Annotated in this window: 19 protein-coding genes; 11 read left to right on the top strand and 8 right to left on the bottom strand. The window is 38.3% G+C overall.

All coding sequences use genetic code 11. The features are described from left to right. Positions 1 to 270: 270 nt before the first annotated feature. A complete protein-coding gene (locus BT797_RS19570; protein WP_045110399.1) occupies positions 271 to 1,818 on the bottom strand; it encodes an alanine/glycine:cation symporter family protein in 1,548 nt (515 codons plus the stop codon). 598 nt (positions 1,819 to 2,416) lie between these two features. Between BT797_RS19570 and BT797_RS19565 the strand changes: the two genes are divergently transcribed. Continuing rightward, positions 2,417 to 2,911 (top strand): hypothetical protein, encoded by a 495-nt coding sequence (locus BT797_RS19565; RefSeq protein ID WP_075473231.1) that lies wholly within the window; start codon positions 2,417 to 2,419, stop codon positions 2,909 to 2,911. Between the two features lie 11 nt (positions 2,912 to 2,922). Next, positions 2,923 to 4,551, top strand: coding sequence for an ABC transporter ATP-binding protein (locus BT797_RS19560; protein WP_075473230.1), 1,629 nt, complete (start codon positions 2,923 to 2,925; stop codon positions 4,549 to 4,551). Between the two features lie 58 nt (positions 4,552 to 4,609). On the opposite strand, the gene BT797_RS19555 is transcribed toward BT797_RS19560, so the two are convergent. From BT797_RS19555 to BT797_RS19545, 3 genes are all read right to left on the bottom strand, one after another. Further along, positions 4,610 to 5,878, bottom strand: a complete 1,269-nt coding sequence (locus BT797_RS19555) for a condensation domain-containing protein (RefSeq protein WP_075473229.1) — start codon at positions 5,876 to 5,878, stop codon at positions 4,610 to 4,612. Positions 5,879 to 6,285: 407 nt separating this feature from the next. Then, on the bottom strand, positions 6,286 to 6,909 hold the full coding sequence (gene prfH, locus BT797_RS19550; protein WP_075473228.1) for a peptide chain release factor H: 624 nt from the start codon (positions 6,907 to 6,909) through the stop codon (positions 6,286 to 6,288). Then, complete coding sequence (locus BT797_RS19545) at positions 6,906 to 8,072, bottom strand: RNA ligase RtcB family protein (RefSeq protein WP_075473227.1); 1,167 nt, start codon at positions 8,070 to 8,072, stop codon at positions 6,906 to 6,908. Before BT797_RS19545 ends, prfH begins: the two co-directional genes overlap by 4 nt. A 464-nt stretch (positions 8,073 to 8,536) precedes the next feature. Here BT797_RS19545 and BT797_RS19540 point away from each other — a divergent pair, with 464 nt between their 5' ends. Beyond that, a complete protein-coding gene (locus BT797_RS19540) occupies positions 8,537 to 10,528 on the top strand; it encodes a hypothetical protein (RefSeq protein ID WP_075473226.1) in 1,992 nt (663 codons plus the stop codon). Between the two features lie 40 nt (positions 10,529 to 10,568). On the opposite strand, the gene BT797_RS19535 is transcribed toward BT797_RS19540, so the two are convergent. Continuing rightward, positions 10,569 to 11,150 carry a TetR/AcrR family transcriptional regulator gene (locus tag BT797_RS19535; RefSeq protein ID WP_045110406.1) on the bottom strand — a complete coding sequence of 194 codons (582 nt, stop codon included), beginning with the start codon at positions 11,148 to 11,150 and terminating at the stop codon, positions 10,569 to 10,571. 157 nt (positions 11,151 to 11,307) lie between these two features. Between BT797_RS19535 and BT797_RS19530 the strand changes: the two genes are divergently transcribed. Beyond that, positions 11,308 to 12,363 carry an alkene reductase gene (locus tag BT797_RS19530; protein ID WP_075473225.1) on the top strand — a complete coding sequence of 352 codons (1,056 nt, stop codon included), beginning with the start codon at positions 11,308 to 11,310 and terminating at the stop codon, positions 12,361 to 12,363. 70 nt (positions 12,364 to 12,433) lie between these two features. On the opposite strand, the gene BT797_RS19525 is transcribed toward BT797_RS19530, so the two are convergent. After that, entirely contained in the window at positions 12,434 to 13,255 is an 822-nt protein-coding gene (locus BT797_RS19525; protein ID WP_075473224.1) for an AraC family transcriptional regulator, read from the bottom strand. Between the two features lie 158 nt (positions 13,256 to 13,413). Between BT797_RS19525 and BT797_RS19520 the strand changes: the two genes are divergently transcribed. The 5 genes from BT797_RS19520 to BT797_RS19500 are packed head-to-tail and all read left to right on the top strand — an operon-like array spanning position 13,414 to position 16,372. Beyond that, positions 13,414 to 13,899 carry a YHS domain-containing (seleno)protein gene (locus tag BT797_RS19520; RefSeq protein WP_045110409.1) on the top strand — a complete coding sequence of 162 codons (486 nt, stop codon included), beginning with the start codon at positions 13,414 to 13,416 and terminating at the stop codon, positions 13,897 to 13,899. 51 nt (positions 13,900 to 13,950) lie between these two features. Continuing rightward, positions 13,951 to 14,229 carry a BufA1 family periplasmic bufferin-type metallophore gene (locus BT797_RS19515; protein WP_045110410.1) on the top strand — a complete coding sequence of 93 codons (279 nt, stop codon included), beginning with the start codon at positions 13,951 to 13,953 and terminating at the stop codon, positions 14,227 to 14,229. A 16-nt stretch (positions 14,230 to 14,245) separates the two neighbouring features. After that, positions 14,246 to 15,130, top strand: coding sequence for an MbnB/TglH/ChrH family RiPP precursor modification enzyme (locus tag BT797_RS19510; RefSeq protein WP_075473223.1), 885 nt, complete (start codon positions 14,246 to 14,248; stop codon positions 15,128 to 15,130). Continuing rightward, on the top strand, positions 15,123 to 15,905 hold the full coding sequence (locus tag BT797_RS19505; RefSeq protein ID WP_082293738.1) for an HvfC/BufC N-terminal domain-containing protein: 783 nt from the start codon (positions 15,123 to 15,125) through the stop codon (positions 15,903 to 15,905). The genes BT797_RS19510 and BT797_RS19505 overlap by 8 nt, the downstream gene beginning before the upstream one ends. A 2-nt stretch (positions 15,906 to 15,907) precedes the next feature. Further along, complete coding sequence (locus tag BT797_RS19500; RefSeq protein WP_045110413.1) at positions 15,908 to 16,372, top strand: DoxX family protein; 465 nt, start codon at positions 15,908 to 15,910, stop codon at positions 16,370 to 16,372. Between the two features lie 771 nt (positions 16,373 to 17,143). Here BT797_RS19500 and BT797_RS19495 read toward each other — a convergent pair. Beyond that, positions 17,144 to 17,626, bottom strand: a complete 483-nt coding sequence (locus BT797_RS19495) for a YbaK/EbsC family protein (protein WP_045110414.1) — start codon at positions 17,624 to 17,626, stop codon at positions 17,144 to 17,146. A gap of 227 nt (positions 17,627 to 17,853) precedes the next feature. Further along, positions 17,854 to 18,024 carry a hypothetical protein gene (locus BT797_RS23910; RefSeq protein WP_170860796.1) on the bottom strand — a complete coding sequence of 57 codons (171 nt, stop codon included), beginning with the start codon at positions 18,022 to 18,024 and terminating at the stop codon, positions 17,854 to 17,856. Positions 18,025 to 18,111: 87 nt separating this feature from the next. On the opposite strand from BT797_RS23910, the gene BT797_RS19490 reads away from it, so the two are divergent. Further along, positions 18,112 to 18,306: a hypothetical protein gene (locus BT797_RS19490; RefSeq protein ID WP_211705553.1), complete on the top strand. Its 195-nt coding sequence runs from the start codon at positions 18,112 to 18,114 to the stop codon at positions 18,304 to 18,306. Positions 18,307 to 18,687: 381 nt separating this feature from the next. Then, entirely contained in the window at positions 18,688 to 19,269 is a 582-nt protein-coding gene (locus tag BT797_RS19485; RefSeq protein ID WP_075473220.1) for an NAD(P)H-dependent oxidoreductase, read from the top strand. Positions 19,270 to 19,290: the final 21 nt, after the last annotated feature.

Genomic DNA, 19,290 nt, shown 5'->3' with positions numbered 1-19,290 from the left:
TATTCTATAAGTATACACAAAACAATCAATAGCAGTGTTATATATCGAAATGTTATAGATAGGCAACTTATAATTCCAAATTTGTCATTTCATTCAATCTGAATTGATAATTTATGAGAACAGTTGTAACTACCTGCATTTACTGGGTTAATGAATGACGGAGTGCTATTTTATAAGAGATTGTCTGAATTTGATGCTGTGCGATAGGAATAGTCCGGTCAATACGATTGACCGGACTATTTATTATTTAAAAAGAGGAGACTTATTAAATTAGTTATTTAACTCTTTTGAAACCAGTACACCTTCTTTACTATAATCTTTTATTTCACCGGATTTTACACGGGCAATAAAGGATTGTAGCTCTTTTTTAACAACTGGCATTAAGAAATACAAACCGATGATATTGAAGATAGACATTGCAAAGATAGCCGCATCAGAGAAATCAATCACAGCGCCAAAGCTAACGCTTGCACCGATGACCACAAAACCACAGAACATAACTTTATAGACTAGCTCTGTCGTTTTACCTTCACCGAATAAATAAGTCCAAGCCTTAAGTCCATAATAAGACCATGAGATCATCGTTGAGAAAGCAAACATCACCACCGCAACAGCAAGAATATACTGGAATATATCTGCCGTTTCAGTAAATGCTGCAGCTGTAAGCGTTACGCCACTTAGCTCTCCGTTGTTCATACCTGAAATTGTGATAACTAGAGCCGTCATGGTACAAATAATCACGGTATCAATGAATGGTTCGAGTACTGAAACTAAACCTTCAGTCACAGGTTCTTTCGTTTTTACTGCTGCATGCGCAATGGCTGCAGAACCGACACCAGCTTCATTTGAGAATGTAGCACGTTTCATACCTTGGATTAATGCTCCAACAAAACCACCTGCAACACCAGCACCAGTGAAGGCACCTTCAATGATTTGGGCAAATGCATCACCAATCATAGATGCATTAGATACAAGCACAATAACTGACATGCCTACATATAACAGTGCCATTGTAGGAACAAGTTTTCCCGTTACCCTTGCAATTGACGGCATACCACCAATAATAACCGATCCAACCATCGTCGCTAAGATAACACCTGTAACCCAGCCATAGCCATCAGGAAGACCCAAGGTTTGTACAATCATTGCATTAGCTTGGTTACCTTGGAACATGTTGCCACCACCAAGTGCGCCTAAAATAGTCATAATTGCAAAGCCGACAGCCAATACTTTACCTAAGTTGGCAAACCCACGTTCTTTTAAACCTCGACTTAGGTAATACATTGGGCCACCCGATACTTCACCGTTTGGTAGCTCGTTACGGTACTTAACACCAAGTGTACATTCACAGAACTTTGAAGCCATACCGAGTAGGCCACACAGAATCATCCAGAACGTTGCACCGGGACCACCAATGGCTAGAGCGGCACCAACACCGGCAATATTACCAAGTCCGACCGTTCCAGAAAGTGCAGTTGTTAACGCTTGGAAGTGAGTAACCTGACCAGGTTCACTATTGTTCGGATCAGTGAAGTCACCTTTGACGATCTTAACCGCTAAACCAAAACGCTTAAACTGAACAAAACCAAAATAAAATGTGAAAATAATGGCAGCAATAAATAACCAGCCTACAATAATGGGGAAGTTTGTCCCATTAACAGGAACTGAGGTGAAAATAGTGTTAGCAAACCAACTGAGGTTTTCATTAAAGAACTGATCAACAGCCTTATCAAACCCGACTGATTCACTGGCGGCAAAAGCCGAAGAGGTAAACATGCTTAATATTACAGCAAAGTAGCAACTAACCTTAGAGATCATATTCAATTCCATCCATGTTTTATCTTATTTAAGCGCTACCAGTAGAATAATTCACTATTCAATATGGTATTTCCCGCTCCATGGAAAAATAAATTAGCAATAAATAAACATTTTCTCAACAATTGGCATTGACATATGGCGGATTATTGTATCGAGCGAGTGGGAATTTCAGGTGTAACGCACTGCTTGCTGGTTGTCGGTGTAGCTCGTTGTATCGCAAAATGGTGTTATGCGGATGATATGCGACTAACGTTTTGTTGGTTACGTTCTGTTAACTTTGTCACCTTTTTTTAGCATATTACTCTAAAATAGTTAGTTAATTCGGGTGTATCTACTTATAAGGGGTTAGTCTTTTTAAGCTCTTAAATCCGGTTTTTAAAAGGATTAATTTTAGTTAGTTTGTAAATTATCAGATTTTTTATTTCTGTTTTAGTCATCGATATTTATAGCTTAATTCGCCTCTACAATTGATTAAATACCGTATAAATAGTGCGACGTTATTATTTTAGTGATACATCTCACCACGAGAATGATTTTGATTTGCAATTGAAATCAATTCTCATTAATATTAATTTGTCTTACAAATTTGAGGTCTATTATGGAATTGCAGCAATGCTGGATGCGTTACCTAAGGGCTGAAGAGCTAATGGAACATGGGCATTGGCCTGAAGCTCATCAACTATATGGGGAGGTTTTAGATAATCTACCTATACATATTCATCAGGCTTTAGAAAACGAGCATATTAAACCATGTCAGTTTTCATGCTTGTTATTAGGATTAAGAGATGCCACTGTTGCACAGTCTGAAATTCTCAATCAAATGGGGCAGCAGAAACGCGTATTTGCAGCATTAAACCAGTGTTATGCGCTATTCCAATTTATTTCTCTTGAAACAAGCGATCTTGTTCAACGAACAATGACGCTTATTGATAATAAAAGTGAAGATATTTTACGCCATATGGGCGCTTTTTGTCACGCTCAACGCGATGAGCAGTGGATGCTTCAATACGAAAATATCCAGAAAGCGCATCATCATTTTGCTAAGTTAAGAGTGACCTCTGACTCACACCATTCAACGCATCTTTTAAATTGATAAGGATTATCATGCTAAACCAACCTATTCTTCAAGTTCGTAACCTTTCCGTCAGTTTCACTACCAATGACGGAATTGTTGATGCGGTGAAAAATGTTAACTTTGATTTGAAATCCGGTGAGACCCTGGCTATTGTCGGCGAATCGGGTTCCGGTAAATCGGTATCATCAAGTGCCTTAATGAGCCTATTACCGGATAATGGGATCGTCTCTTCTAAATCGAGTATTATTTTTGAAGGCCAATCGATCTTAGATAAAACAGAACGTCAAATGCAATCTATCCGAGGTGACCGTATTGGCATGATTTTCCAAGAGCCGATGACCTCTCTTAACCCATATTTAAGGGTCGGAACTCAGGTTGCTGAAGCCATGATGTGCCATCGAAAAGTGTCGAAAAAGCAGGCCAAAATACATGTCTTGAAGCTCTTTAATCTCGTTCATTTACCAAATGCAGAACAAGCTTACAGTAAGTTTCCACATGAATTTTCAGGCGGTCAACTACAACGCATTATGATTGCAATGGCACTTATCAATGAACCTGACATTTTAATTGCCGATGAACCAACCACTGCGTTAGATGTTACAGTGCAGGCAGAGGTGTTGGATTTAATTAAAGAAATCCAAAAAAAAATGGGCATGGCAATTTTGTTTATAACACACGACCTCGGTGTTGTTAAACACCTTGCAGACAGAGTGCTCGTGATGTGTAAAGGTGTAATCGTGGAAGAAGGTGAGACCGGACTACTTTTCCGAGAACCACAGCACGAATATACAAAAATGCTAATTAACTCTATTCCGAAAGGTCAAAAACAGCCAGTCAAAGCAACGGCTATAGAGCTGCTTAGAGCTGAAAATATCCGCGTTAATTACTTGATTAAATCACACTTCATCCCTAGTAAGTGTGAATATTTTGAGGCCGTGAAGGGTATTTCACTCACACTTAAACAGGGAGAAACATTGGGTATTGTCGGTGAATCAGGCTCAGGTAAATCAACTCTAGGCCGTGCTATCATTGGCTTGCTGCCATTTACAGGTAATCTCTCCTATAAAGGTCAAGATCTCAGTTTACTCAGTGATAAGGAAAAATTTGAACTCAAAAAAGACGTACAGATGGTTTTCCAAGACCCGTACGGATCTTTGTCACCGCGTATGACAGTTGGTGAAATTATTACTGAAGGTTTAAGGGTTCACAAACCTTTGATGTCCAAAAAGGAACGTTTACAAAAAGCCTGTCTGGCTCTTGAAGAAGTACGCTTAGAACCGAATTCAATCAATCGTTATCCGCACGAGTTTTCGGGTGGTCAGCGTCAACGAATTGCAATTGCGAGAGCACTGATCTTGAATCCGTCTTTTATTTTGTTGGATGAACCTACCTCTGCGCTTGATCGCTCTGTTCAGCTCACCGTGATTGACTTGCTTAAAGAGATCCAGATAAAACATAACATTGGTTTCATTTTCATCAGCCATGACCTTTCAGTCGTCAAAGCACTATCTGACCGGGTATTGGTGATGCAAAAAGGGTGCGTTATGGAGCAGGGGACGGCTGAGGAAATATTCCACAATCCTCAGCACGATTACACTAAAAAACTGATCAATGCTTCATTTGACTTGGATGAAGAACTGATAGAGGTAGTCGCTTAAAATCTATGAGTCAAAAATAAAATACTAATTTTGCCGGTTTACGTAAACCGGCAAAAATTTAAATAGAACTAAGGTATTTTTGAACCAGACTTTTAAAGCGGTTTAAATCGACCTCATTAAAAACTGAAGGAGAAACAGCAACCCCAACCCCAATGTTGTCGCCACTGGGAACTAAAGTAACTATCAGACCATAATGTCCTTGTAATGGGAAATTGAAGCCCCCAGCTTTTATTGTCGTCGAGCCATAAAACTCTAAATGTTCATCTTGGTTACGATTAAAATGACCAAAATTCGAGATATAAAGATTAGACTTAGAGCTGAGTAACCTGAAGGTATCCATCAACTGATTTGGTGTTGCATTAGCAAAGCTAGTTGAAAACCCCGCGTAAGATAACAAAGGTTTTAGAGGATTGATTTTAAAGGTGTCAATTTGCTGCTGAAACGCTGACGTAATATGTTCCATTCGACCTTCTTCCAGTTTGACTGGAATAGCGCTTACAAAATTTCCGAATAACTTGTCTTTATTTTTACGTGCATTTGCAGTAATTGACATGGATATACGGCCTTGCAATGTATCTGTCTTCAATTGCATAACAGCTTTGGCAATGGCAGAAGAAATCAGTGTATTAAGGCTCATACCATCTGGTTTTTTAATCGTAGTGGTATCGATATCAAAGAAATCAAAAGTAACTGTATTATCTGTATTTTCGTGATAGAAAAGATCAACCTGATTAGCTTCAGATAAAAAGCTTTTAGATAGTGACCGGTGCTGCTCTAAGGCTTCATGAAACGCGGTATGATCACTAACTGATTGCTGTATAAACTGCTCATCAGACAAGCACCACTCTGTGTCAGACAAATCCACGTCTATGTTGTTGTATGCGGTAATTAGCTGATTTTTAAATAAATAGCCAGATGGTGCATCACAAAATACATGGTTAATAAGCAAGCCCAAAACCGATTTATCACTACCACGTTCATCAAACTTGATTACGATAAAAGGGGCAAAGTTTGCCTCAGATACTAAATTTTGAAAATTATTGTTTAAAGTAGACTGTAGAGCTGCTACCGGACACTGTTCGGTTTCTTCTAGAATGAAGTTGTCTTTATACTCAAATGATTGATATATGTATTTATTATCTTGATAGACTAGTTTTGTTTGCAGTTTCGGAATAGATTTATAAACTTTTTCAAGGGCGGATTTTAAGCGTTTATTGTCCAAGCGCCCATCTAACTGCCAAAATTGAACAAAATATTGTGGATTATTATATTTAGCTATTTCAAATTTAACTTTATCGAGAAAGTTAACGGGAGCAATTGTCTTCATATTACAACATCATAAATTATAAGGATAATTTAAACACTTTAACTTTAATAATAAGGACTTTCAATATTAAAGAGGTCCAACTTGTGAGTTGTAATTTTAGTTACAATTGAATTAATTTTTGATAGTACCTATCACTAATGATCTCGTTAAATACAATGCTTGCTTACACTGAATAAGAGTATTCATATTTATAATTTATTAATTGCAGTATACCTTACCCATATAGTCCTTTTGCTATTCTGAAAATAGCAAGGTTAAAGTTTATGATTGTTGACAAGGCCTTAACGACTTCCCAAGAATCGTTAAGGCCTCAAACCGTTAATTTAGCAATTTACAACCATATCGTGATGTGATTTTATCATATACCAGAGTCAACACAGCGTTGAATAAATATTCAAAAAATCAAGTTATAACGTAAACTTAGGACCATGAAATGTGTTGACTGGATTACCACGTTCTAGATCCCAGTGCTGCTGCCAACGCTGCTTTTCTTGTTTTGTCATATCATCTAATTTTTTAGATTCAATTTTTTGAAATAGTAATGCTTTGGCCAAACGCTTATTTGCATGCTGACTGCGTTCGCTCTCTATACGGACTGATAAGCCGGTAGCGATATGAGTTGCTCTAATTGCGGAATCTGTACAATTCACATGCTGTCCTCCTGCACCTGATGCTCTACAAGATTGAAACTTAATTGCTTGATCTAATTGTATTTCATTTACCTCGAACATTTTACCACTAAAGAACCAGTTTTTACGTTTGTGTTTGGGGCGATAAGGACTTTGGCAAACCCATTGCATTACACCTTGCCAAGATATTGTAATTGCTTTTGCTTGGGCTTGACTCTGATTATCGCCAAGTTGGATTAATACTGATTTATAGCAGCCTGATTTTGAGGTTTTAGTGATATCAATAACATCAAATTTAAGTTTATCAATAGCACATTGCTTTTCAATCGAACGAAAAGCCAGACCAACGGCTTTACTACATTCCAGTGGTCCTTGGCCTGCTGATAATTGCAATAATATCATGATGAACAATCTCCATTTGTTTTGAAAGTGAGTACTGGGCGTAGTTTTGCAATTATCTTAACTAATCCAGCATCGACCATATCTCCGACAACGCTGGCACAATCCTTATATGCCTGTGGTGCTTCATCATAAAGTAATGTTTTATTGCCACAAATAACATGACTGCCTAGTGCTGTTCTAATCATATCATTACGCTTGTATTTATGGCTTAAACGTCCTTGGCATTCACCACGCTTCCATTTTCTTCCTGCACCATGTGCTAATGAAAACAAACTTAAGTTTGATATATCAATATTTGATAAAAGTGGCTTTACAAGGTAAGTGTAGTCGCCCCGGGAACCTGGTATTACCACGCAGCCTTGATCGCTCGGGGTGGCACCTTTACGATGTAACCAGCCCGATTTCCCGTTGATATTTTTGGGTGACACCAAATTATGGTTTATATCAAGGATACAATGACCTTGAGATTTAATTGCTGTTAAGAAGCGTTGTGCAATGAGCTCTCGATTAAGTTCTGCCCAGCGTACAGCTTCATTGTGCAGTGATAAATAATGCTCGAAATCAGGACCGTGTGTTACAAGACCATCGTGATTACACTGTGTTATATGTTCAACTAATATAGATTGACCAAACCCCCTAGAACCTGAATGAACAAGTAGCTGTAAGTGCCGCTTGTCTAATCCCAGAGTATCGAATATTTGTTGATCATAAATGTCTTCAATAGCCTGAAATTCAGCAAAATGATTACCTCCTCCAATGGTTCCAAGGGCATAGTCAAAGTTTGATGTCTTAATTGATTTGTCATTTTTCCTGGTTTCAATCGTGGAAGACCAACTTTCGTCTAGTGGCAATTCAATGTTGGCAAACCGTTTTGATAGTTTTGGTAAGTTTATTTTTGATACTTTTGCTGACGTTTGCCAAAGTGACATGCCACAGCCTATATCATTACCTACTAATGCGGGATAAATTTTGTTTTGAGTGTAAAAGGCAGCTCCAATTGGGTAACCTCTACCTGGGTGTAAATCAGGCATACCTGCAGCTTGAAGCATGCCCGGTAAAGTTGATGTTTTAACAAGCTGTTCGATTGCTAGACCTTCTACCCAAGTGTTTTTGGATGCAATAAGGCTTATATTGTCAGTGATTTTTTGGACTGATTTGCCCATAATACCAATTCCTTTAAATAGGATTTAAACGTAAAACGAATTGGCAGGTCTGGTGTTTTTGGTGTGAACTGAAAAACAGATATTAGGTATTAGACTTTCTTAATGTAATAAGAAATAGCTAAGTAAACCCGTTATCGGATAAGACCTGCAAAGGATGTCGATGTAATTGTCATAATATTTCTCCTTTACAGTTGAGTGGTGAATTTAAATAGATAGAATTAAACGCGGTGATGATAATCGGTTTACAGTGATAAAGCAATACTATTATTGTCAATTAAATATATACAACAAACACTTACAAAACCATTATTGTTCTTTAATTATAAAATAATTAGAATGCATGCAGTTAATAGTAAGTGTGCATAGTGGAATAACGGCACAATCTATTGTTGAAATCTTTAACCTACCGAGTAAACCGAGATAATTATTTCGGTTATGCTATTGAAATATAAAAAGAGTTAATCATGTTGAAAAAAATATTCGTTGCTGTTTGTACCGCATCACTAGTTGCTTGCGGCGGTAGCGGAGGTGGAGACTGCCGTACTGCACCTACGAAGAGTGCATCAAATCCTGAAGTAATAAACGTATCATTCAAAAATTTAGACGGGGATGTGATTGAACTTGGTGATGAATTGAAGGGCTCATACACTTTTATTTCTGCAAGTATCCCAACTGCAAAAGATGCATCAGATATATTTTGGGAAATAGGAGGTAACTTAGTTCATAAAGGTAGTCGCTATCGTATCCCAATGGACAATAATTATGTCGGACTTGAAATACATTTTTGTGTTAATCCGATTAACCGAGGGGATCGTTTAGAAGGAAATAAAACGTGTTCGACACCACTACTTATCGATAGTAAATATGTACCTGCTACGCCTAAAGTATCAATTCCTAATGCCGCAACCAATAATATCGTTGGTTCTCCTTTAAATGTTTGGGTATTTGATGACAGTGATTATTCTACTACCATTCAGTGGTACCGAAATAGTCAACCAATCTTAGGTATAACACAAGACCAATATCAATTAACCAGTGATGATGAAGGCCAGAAAATTTCAGTTTGCGTATTCGATAAGAAAACAAAAATTAAATTAGCTTGCTCAGGTAAAACCAACGCAATTCAACCACAGCAGGGTGAGCGACCAGACGTTGATTTGACGCCGCTACCTCGCAATATTGAGATAGGTCAAAGCCTATATCTAACTTACAATTTCTCAGACCGTGATAGCGATAAAGAAGATACTAGTAAAACATCTTTTAACTGGTATAAAAATGGAACGAGAGTTGCTTCGACACGATCACTGCAGCTCAAAGATAGTATGGTAGGGGCTAAGTTAAAAGGCTGTGTGACAGCTTATGCTCAAACAGGTTTGCCTAAAAACAGTGTCGTAACTTGTACTCCAGAAGAAACCGTCTGGGCTGTTAAAGATTCAAAGCCACGCGCAATGAATATTAGGATACAGGGGGTTCGTTTTGGTGAGCATACCTTATCCGGCCAATATAAATACTTTGATTTAAACAACGATCACCAAACAAGTAGTCTATTTGAATGGAGTGTGATTAAAAATAACATTGATACTGTTGTTAGCCGAGCTCAAAATTACACGCTACAAATTAGCGACGAAGGTAAAGGTAATCAAATTCGATTCTGTGTTACCCCCGTGAATGCAAAAGAGAAAGGCTGTATAGAATGTGTAACCGAAGACATTGCATGGTTTGAAGGACACGGTGAATTTAAAGAAGGTGGGGTGATTACACCCTACTTAGCAGGTTATCCAGATTTTAAACTGTCTTATTGGAAGTCAGCTTCTAAAATGCTAACGACAGCAATGGCGTTAGATTTTACAGATAATAAAGTAAAACCACTAGCTGTCGATACTGCGGACCCTAGCTTTAGTAATCTATATCCTATATCGCTATGTGTGTCAGTCGACGATGACATTCAAAATGATGATGATATTTGTCGAGAAATGAAAGCGAACAACAAACTAAAGGGCGGAATGATTTTTGACTTTAATGATCATAGCCGCATAGCAATGAACTATAAACGTGAAGTAAATGTAATTGTAGCAGGGAATAAATATCGTATTAGACGTCCATATACATGGGCCGAATTTAAAGAACTGAATTTAGATAAAGATCCTGGGTTTCTTTCTGCCGAGCCAAGCATCATTCGAGAAGGGGGCAATACAGTAAAGGGGCTTAAAATGACACCGAAACAAGCCAATGATTTTTGTTTACGCACCTATGGTGCACCAGGGGTTATTAGCTCTGCAATTAATTTTAGTGACGGTGTTATTCCGTCAGGTAAGCACCAATGGCCTATCTACCTTTCGACACAAGCGTATGTTACAAAAGAGCCAAATGGGACGTTTGTTATTAATTCTAATAAGTACATACCCGCAGACATGAATAGTAAATATGCCTTTGCGTGTTTGGCTGTCGTACCGTAGGAAGCTTAAGCGTTCACAAACCGAATATTTTAAAATTTAGTTATCGACACACATCCTGAAAAAGCTGCTCAGCTAACTGTTTTATGGTATTACCTTCAGGGTGTGTGTGGGCGAATGTTCTTAATCCATATATACCCATCATCAGATAATGAGCGCGATCATCAGCGTTGCGATCGCTGATAATTTCTTTTTGATCAATAGCTTTTTGCAAGACTAAGGTAATAGCTTGTTGCCAGTTAGCGAGATGAAGCGTGATAATGTCGTGTACTTCTTCATCTTGTTCGGCAACTTCATTCAATGCTTTTGTCAGTAAGCAAGCTCGCGAGGTATCACAACTCTGACACTCTAAAACAATATGATCCAGATAAGACTTAAGCTCAGTAAGCACCGGTTTTTGACCGGAAAATATCCCTGTGAATACTGCATTTTTATCCAGTCGGTACTGCTCTAATGCGGCCAAGAGAAGGCCACGTTTATTTTCAAACGCACAATAGATAGAACCAGGGTGTAAACCTGTCGCCTTTTTCAAATCTTGCATACTGGTCTTACCGTAACCTTTATCCATAAAGGAGGTCATAGCAGATCTCAGTACTTTCTCTCTATCAAATTCTGCAATACGCATGGCTAGTCGGTAACTCTTCTTGAGACTCTTTATCGCTGAGTCATATTATGTAATGAAGTCCATTGTAATCAACTTTGAATGTTTATTCAAAAATAGATCTTGAATGATCATTCAAAAAAGAATATCTTGAACGTACATTCAAGAAACGGACATCGCTATGACTGACAATTTATTTCAAACTTATGTACTTAATAAGACTTTATCTTTAAAAAATCGTATTCTCATGGCTCCTCTGACTCGCTGTATGGCTGATGATGAATTGGTACCGACTCAAGATATGGCTGATTACTATGGTCGTCGGGGTGAGGCCGGTTTAATCATTTCTGAAGCGGTGATCATACGTCCAGACGGTCAAGGTTATCCAAATACTCCAGGTATCTTTACGCCAGCACAAATCGTTGGTTGGAGAACCGTAACTGATGCGGTACATAAAAACGGTGGCAAAATTTTTGCACAGCTCTGGCATACAGGCCGTGTAGCACACCCACACTTTTACCAAGCAAATACGGGGAACCAAGATGTAATGGCGCCTTCTGCTGTAGGTGTTGAAGGTAGTGTACCTAGAATGCGTGAGCTGACTTACCAAATACCAAAGTCTGCATCGGTTGAAAAGATTGCTGAGTTAGTCAGTGATTATTCTCAAGCTGCGGAAAATGCTATAGACGCCGGGTTTGATGGTGTTGAAATTCACGGTGCTAATGGGTATTTAATTGACCAATTCTTACACCATAATAGTAACCGCCGTAGTGATGAATATGGCGAGACACCTGAAAACATGTCTCGTTTTGCACTCGAGGTTGTTGATGCAATCATTGCTCGTATTGGTAATGAAAGAACTGCACTGCGTGTATCACCGGGTGCATATTTCAATATGGCTGGTGATAGCCGTGATCGTGCTGTATTCGATTATCTTGTTCCTGAACTTGAGAAACGTGATTTAGCCTTCTTACATATTGGTATTTTCGATGATTCGATGGAATTTGACTATTTAGGTGGTCGAGCGTCAAGTTATGTTCGCAGTATTTATAACAAGACATTAGTGGGAGTGGGTAGCTTTACCGCTGAAGCTGGTAGCAAAGCAATTGCAGATGATAAATTTGATCTTCTGGCGATAGGTCGACCATTTATTGCCAATCCTGATTATGTCGAGCGTGTTCGAGATGGTAAGGATTTAGTTGAATATTCAGATGCTATGTTGACGAGTCTTGTATAAAACAGAGTACTAATTTGCTGTAAATAGCAATAAAGAATAAGAGGGTTAGCATTGTGCTAACCCTTTTTTATTAAGGCGTTTGTTCGATCCACTGCTTAGGTGAGATGCCAAGTTTCTTCCTAAATACTCGCGCTAGCGCTGAACCATTTTCATAACCTACGGCATTAGCAACAAGGGCCACTGGCTTGTTTTGTAATAGTAGACCCTTAGCCACAACAATACGCCAATCAATTATATAATCGCCAGGGCTTTGACCAACAGTACGCTTAAATACGTCGGCAAACTTTGATCGAGACATAAGCGCTAGTTCAGCCATCTCTTCTAACCCCCATTGTCGCTCAGGTGTCTCGTGTATAGCTAATAACACTTTCGATATTTGCGGATGGGCTAATCCTGCGAGCAGACCATACTGCATAATATTGTTATCAATAACATGGCGTAGCACGTAAATAATAAAGATATCTGTCAACGAGTTAATCATTGGAAGTCGTCCGCTATCTTCATTAAATGCCTCTTCAAATAACCACTGCGCGGTTTTCATTAGCGATTGGTTTTCACTGAGTTTGAAGCACAGTAATCTTGGCAGGGCATCAGCAATCGGATTCACTGTATTTTCATTATAAACGATACTTGCACAGACCAATTTTGGCGGGTTTTCTTCACTGGCGATTACACGGTGCGCATGTTGTGTAGGGAAAAACATCACTGTAGGTTCATTGATTAAATGTGACGTTCCATGCTCATCGATTATCGTGATCTCACCACTTTGCAATAGATGTAAATGGCCTTTGTTTGGCTCTCGATTGAAATTAGAAATACCACAAAGATGACCGGTAAAAAACACTTCGGTATTCATTGAGAATCGTTGAAGAATGACTGATAACGGATCCATTATTACCTCGTTTAAAACAATTTTGGACGATTGGGTTCAATGTTAGGACTATGTCATCCCTTTTGAATGATTGAAAGCACTATATTTACAACCAAGGAGAAAACCTTCGAACGCGTAAATGGTTAACATTAAACTTTTCATAAAATACGGAGAATACTATGAAGCTTTCAACATTTGTAAAATCAACATTCATGACGACTGCACTTGTCGCTAGCAGCTTAACTTTTGCTGCAAATATTGAAGTAAATGCGAGCAGTAATGACATCGCAATCAGTGGTTACGATACTGTTTCTTACTTTACAAAAGGTACACCAACTAAAGGGTCGAACGATTTCACAGCCGCTTACAAGGGCGCCATTTATCAGTTTTCATCTGCTGATAACCGCGATTTATTCAAAGCAGATCCAAGTAAATATGCACCACAATATGGCGGTTTTTGCGCGATGGGTGTGGCATTGAATAAAAAATTAGATACAGACCCAACTGCTTGGCATATTCGTGGCGACAAATTGTACCTGAACTACAACAAAGCTGTTCAGACAAAATGGAACACTGATATTCCTGGTTATATCGAAACAGCGCAAGTTAACTGGATTGATATTAAAGGATTAACCGAAGAACAAATCGAAAAAGTGTACGACTAATATTGAATCCTTGGAACGTACTAATGACGCTTTAACGATATAGGAACCATTATGAATAATAAATTAATAGTAAGTGCTGCATTAGCGGCTGTGATGTCTACAGGTGTTATAGCCTCTGCTGAAGCTGCAAGTAAAAAAGAAAAGTGTTATGGCATAGCGAAAGCGGGTCAAAACGATTGTGCGAACTTAGCCGGTACCCATTCATGTGCAGGTCAATCAAGCCTGAGTAATGATAAAGGTGAGTGGAAATTAGTCACAAAAGGTACTTGTTCAACATTAGGTGGATTGTCAAAGCAAGAAGCCAAGCAATTATATTTGGCCTCTAAATAAGATTTAGGAGAATGTTATGTCGGTACATAGTAAAGATATATTAGTGGGTGTTGGACTAAGGCACCCACACTTTACCGACATATTAACGTCGGCTAAGCAAGTTGACTTTGTGGAAGTGCATTCAGAGAACTTCTTTGGACAAGGTGGCGCTGCATTATCTGTCCTTAAGCAAGTAAGAGAGGCCTATCCTGTTAGTTTGCATTCAACGTCTATGGGTCTTGGATCGTTACAGGATATACCTGCGAGTTATTTAATGCGTTTAAAGCAATTAACGCAAACCATCGATCCTTTTCTAATGTCTGAACATGCTTGTTTTACCTGGGGACTATTACAAAAACAAATGCATGGGCAACTAATACACAGCGGTGACTTATTGCCGATAGCGCATACGCGTCATAATCTAAATCGAATGTGCGAACAAATAGATAAAGTGCAATCGTACTTAGGGCGTGAGCTGATTATTGAAAATGTGTCAGCTTATGTGCAATTTGATGAAAGTTATTTTTCTGAAGCCGAATTTCTAACGAAACTGTGTAAACAGACAGGCGCTAAAATATTACTCGATATTAACAATATTGCGGTGAATAGCTTAAATTTTGAAGGCGGAAATATTCAGAAATCGGTCACTGATTATATAAATACGTTACCAGTGAATAGCGTCGCGCAGATACATCTCGCTGGTTGCAGTGTGGTTCCTGATGGGCAAATGGTCATTGATGATCATGCGTGTCCTGTTTCTGATGAAGTTTGGGAAGGATATCGGCAAGCATTAACACGCTTTGGAGCTCTGCCAACATTAGTTGAATGGGATTCAGATTTACCAGCGTGGTCAGTGTTAGTTGGCGAAGCAGAAAAGGCACGTGCTATAGCTAATGCAGTATTGGGGGCTAGTGATGGATGATTCTTTTATCAATGAACAACAGCGACTATTGGATACGATTTGGAGTGAAGAGGAATCAGGCGCAACTCTAAATGGCTTTAGCGCTCAAGGTATAAGCATTTATCGTCGTAATTTGTTAGCTAATGCTGAACGTGCGCTAAGCATCACTTTTCCGACCGTGTTTGAATTACTTGATAGTGATATTAGTACTTTTTTGGTCCAGCAGTTTCTGAAAATATCCCCACCAATTCAAGGTGACTGGGGACAATGGGGCGCTGAATTTTCTGAATTTATCACAGCAACGGAAATTGGTGTGGATTATCCGTATCTTGCTAGTTGTACGGCTTTGGATTGGCATGTTCATTGTGCGTTACATGGTCAAGATCAAACATTAGAGCAAACGTCATTACAACTACTGGTTAATTGCGATCCTGAACATGTCTTTATTACATTTAACGACAATGTGAAATTACTGAGCACAAGCTATCCTGTAGTAGAGATTTTTGACGCACACCATCACGATAATCAAGTGCAGCGGGATCGTGCTTTTAATCTTGCTAAGCAGGCATTATCGTCAGTGCTGGTGGAACATATTGTCATGATTTATCGATCTGAGTTTCAACCCCAAATAACCAAGTTAACAGAGAGTGAAGGGCGCTTCATTTTATCTTTAATGTCAGGTAACTCACTAGCTCAGTCGCTTGATACTGTGCGGCATGATAGTCGATTTTCATTTCAAGTTTGGTTGATTAGCGCAATCGAACATAACTTAATTCATTATTTTAAAGAGAGTTAACCATGAATACTTCAAACTCATTGTTGTTATCAGCTAATCAAATTTATCGACGTATTATAGAAAAAGTAAGTATGTTAGAACCTGTTGCATTACTGGCCGCACGTTTTTATGTCGGTTGGGCTTTCTTTTCATCTGGACTGACAAAGCTAAACAACTGGGACAGTACGTTATTTCTATTTGAAGAGGAATATCACGTACCATTATTGCCTTATGAACTAGCTGCTTATTTAGGGACTGCTGCTGAGATCATTCTCCCCTTATTATTGATGGCTGGATTAGCAAGTCGCTTCTCTGCATTGGGGTTATTTTTCGTCAATATTGTGGCTGTTATTAGCTTGGAAGATATTGCCGCCGCCGCTTACGCTCAGCATGTATTATGGGGAACTCTATTGCTGCAAGTTGTTATCTTTAGCGGGGGGCGTGTTGCTTTCGATTATATAGTTAAGCGCAAGGTCGATTTAACGTAATCAGCTGTAAGCACCCTGAAAGTAATCAGAAAATATAGGGGGCTTAATCAAAATTTTATAAAACGACTTGCTGAAATTGTATAGGTTTAGTCCCTGCTAAGTTAGCAGCCCATGCATAATTGTAATTCCATTCATAATCACTAATAATATCACCCCATCGCAAACTAAAATCCCAATAATGTAGTGCTCCAATCATATCGCACTATTGGTATGGTAGTAACGCTCAGTATGTTCGCTCTGATGTTGAAAAGCATCAACAATTTAAAAATCATATCTTGATTTCCGATGGTATACATAATGATGGTAGTGAAATTGAATATATATATTCACTTAGTACAAGTAGTGATGTTTTAGTTCATGAATTGACCTATGCTTACACAGGTAAAAAGGGGGCATTCATTCGAAAATATAAATGATTTTAGGGATAGTTTAGGAGGTTGGTCAGAACATTTCTCAGCTATAATAGCTGAATACTACCAGTTTAAAACAACGGGTAAAACAGATCTTATTCAAGCAGTAAAGACCTAGTAGACGGATTGATATCTTCAGCATCCGCCCTAGGTTACTCTGAGAAAGCTTCAAAAATAAAAGAAGTTTTCACACAAACCGGATTTTATTCTGACTTGCCGTTGTAGCGGCATGTAGCTTAATCCCCATAAACCTTGTTAGAATCTGTAATCTAACAAGGTTTTTCAGTTCAGGCTAAGTGTTGTAGTACTAAGCCGTTTCGGCCTTAAAGTGGGTTAGATCCACAGTTAACTTACAATACATTTAAATTTCATGCACGAGATTTGGTAAATGCGTAAGCAACATCGGTAAACTAGGCCCTGGAATGCCGATTGTTCCTGTTGGATAGCCCGGCGTATAAAGTAATTCATCACTGTCATATAGGTCAGTATCGACCACCAGTTGTATGTGTTCGGGTAAACCAAAAGGACACACTGCACCAGGAATACAGCCAATTTGTTCAATCATTTCTTCATCACTGCAAATTGACACGCGCTTGCCCAACACGGATTTTATTAACTTACTATTTAATCGTTTACGCTTGTCTGTTAAAAACAGAGCAAAACCTCCGCCTTTAATTTTCAAAAATAAACTTTTAGTTAAAGCCCCTGTAATTTTCAATTCAGCCATTACTCTATCATCTGTTTCGGTATCAGTGATAGGTTCATGCTTCCATTCATTAAACGCAATATCACATTGATTTAATAATTTTATATTAGTTTGATAAATGTCTTCTATATGTGTCATTGATAAATCCGCTCCAGACAAAAATACTGATAATACCAAGTTCAACATGGATAAAATCATAAGATGTGGGCAGTTTATAAAAGACATTGAAATTAGTATAACTAATAATATTTATACGTAATAAGAAATTCTTATAAGTGATGGATTGAATTTAGCCACTCTTAATACTAGAAAATTCGCTGAAAGCTAACCATTGCGGGATGTTTTTCATCAGATATGAGGTACCACTAATAACCAAGTTGCCCTTTTTCTACCAGCAACCACCAATTGCGATAAACTTTACCCAAATCTTTAAATTCAAAGTGCAATACAGTGCGCTCCTGAGGTAATGCTGAACTATTAATAGTGCGGCGCATGTCCCACATTAACAATTCGACACTCAGATCATCATCCGACATTTGACTTCGCTCCCAACGAGATCCCCATTCTCCCAGACCCATCACAATAGGTTCTAGTTCGCGTCCAGCTTGAGTTAGGTGATGGGAATGAATGAGATTGACTCGGAATTTAGCGGTACTACATTATTTAATACTGTGGTAGTGATCGGTTCTAACAGTGCCATTTTAAACCGCCTCCGAAAAATAATGCCAATAAACCCAGAACGTATGGTTTGGGGATTTGGCGATGCTGTCGTCGTTAAACCTTTTGCGGTGTTGTTGCCGGTCCGCTCCATCAAGTGAAGGGTGTTTTATTTTCCATTTAGAAATAGATCACCGCACGATGCCTCCACTCACATTCATTGATAACACGACTATCGACTAGTTCAAGTCCGTTTTATCCAACGATGGCTTAGAGTCATAGCGCTACAAGCTGTGATCGATCTAAGCCGAATTGTCCTAAAGTGCGTTATACAGTTGGTCAATCGTAAACCTCGTTTTATATACAGGTATAATTGGCTTATCTTGTTTGCGTTTTTATTTTATTTGATAGATTACAGATGTTTTTATATATCTACTTGTAATATAAAGTAAATTTGATATTGTTGATGGCAATTAAATTAAAACCGGATTCACATCATACGGAATTCTGTATAAAAACTGTTAGAAGCACAAGGAGGTATCGTGAACTGTTTAGTCGTATTAGCACACCCTTTAGAAAATAGTCTTTGCAAACATTTAGCAGATAAAACAATAGCTCATTTAAAGAAGCAAGGTTATCAAGTGACCGTCAAAGATCTGTATGCCGAAAATTTTAATCCAGTATTAAGTAAATCTGAAAGAGAAAGTTATTACAAAGATCACTTTGATGACTTGCAATTGAAGTCTGATATAACTCAATTAAAGCAAGCTGAGTCATTAGTTCTAATTTTTCCGACTTGGTGGTTTGGTTTTCCTGCTATTTTAAAAGGTTGGTTTGATCGGGTATGGGCGCCAGGACACGCATATGAACATGCTTCGGATTATGGGCCTATTAAGCAATGCTTGGGTAATTTAAAAGAAATGAAAGTCGTAACAACTCTTGGTTCACCTTGGTGGGTTGATACTTTTATTTTGAGAAAACCTGTAAAAAAAGTTATTAAATTAGCTTTGTTAGGTGCTTGCGCAACTAATTGTAAATTCAAGATGTTATCTTTATATAAAAGTGAACAGCTCACTGAATTAAAGGTTGATAAATTTATTGGTAAAATAGAGTCTAAGTTTTAAGTACAAAGTGCTTCTAACAAG

Origin of the sequence: Moritella viscosa, assembly GCF_900120065.1 — a bacterium.
Classification (GTDB): domain Bacteria; phylum Pseudomonadota; class Gammaproteobacteria; order Enterobacterales; family Moritellaceae; genus Moritella; species Moritella viscosa.
The sequence above is the reverse complement of the archived record's forward strand: the minus strand, read 5'-3'. Positions and strand labels throughout refer to the sequence as shown.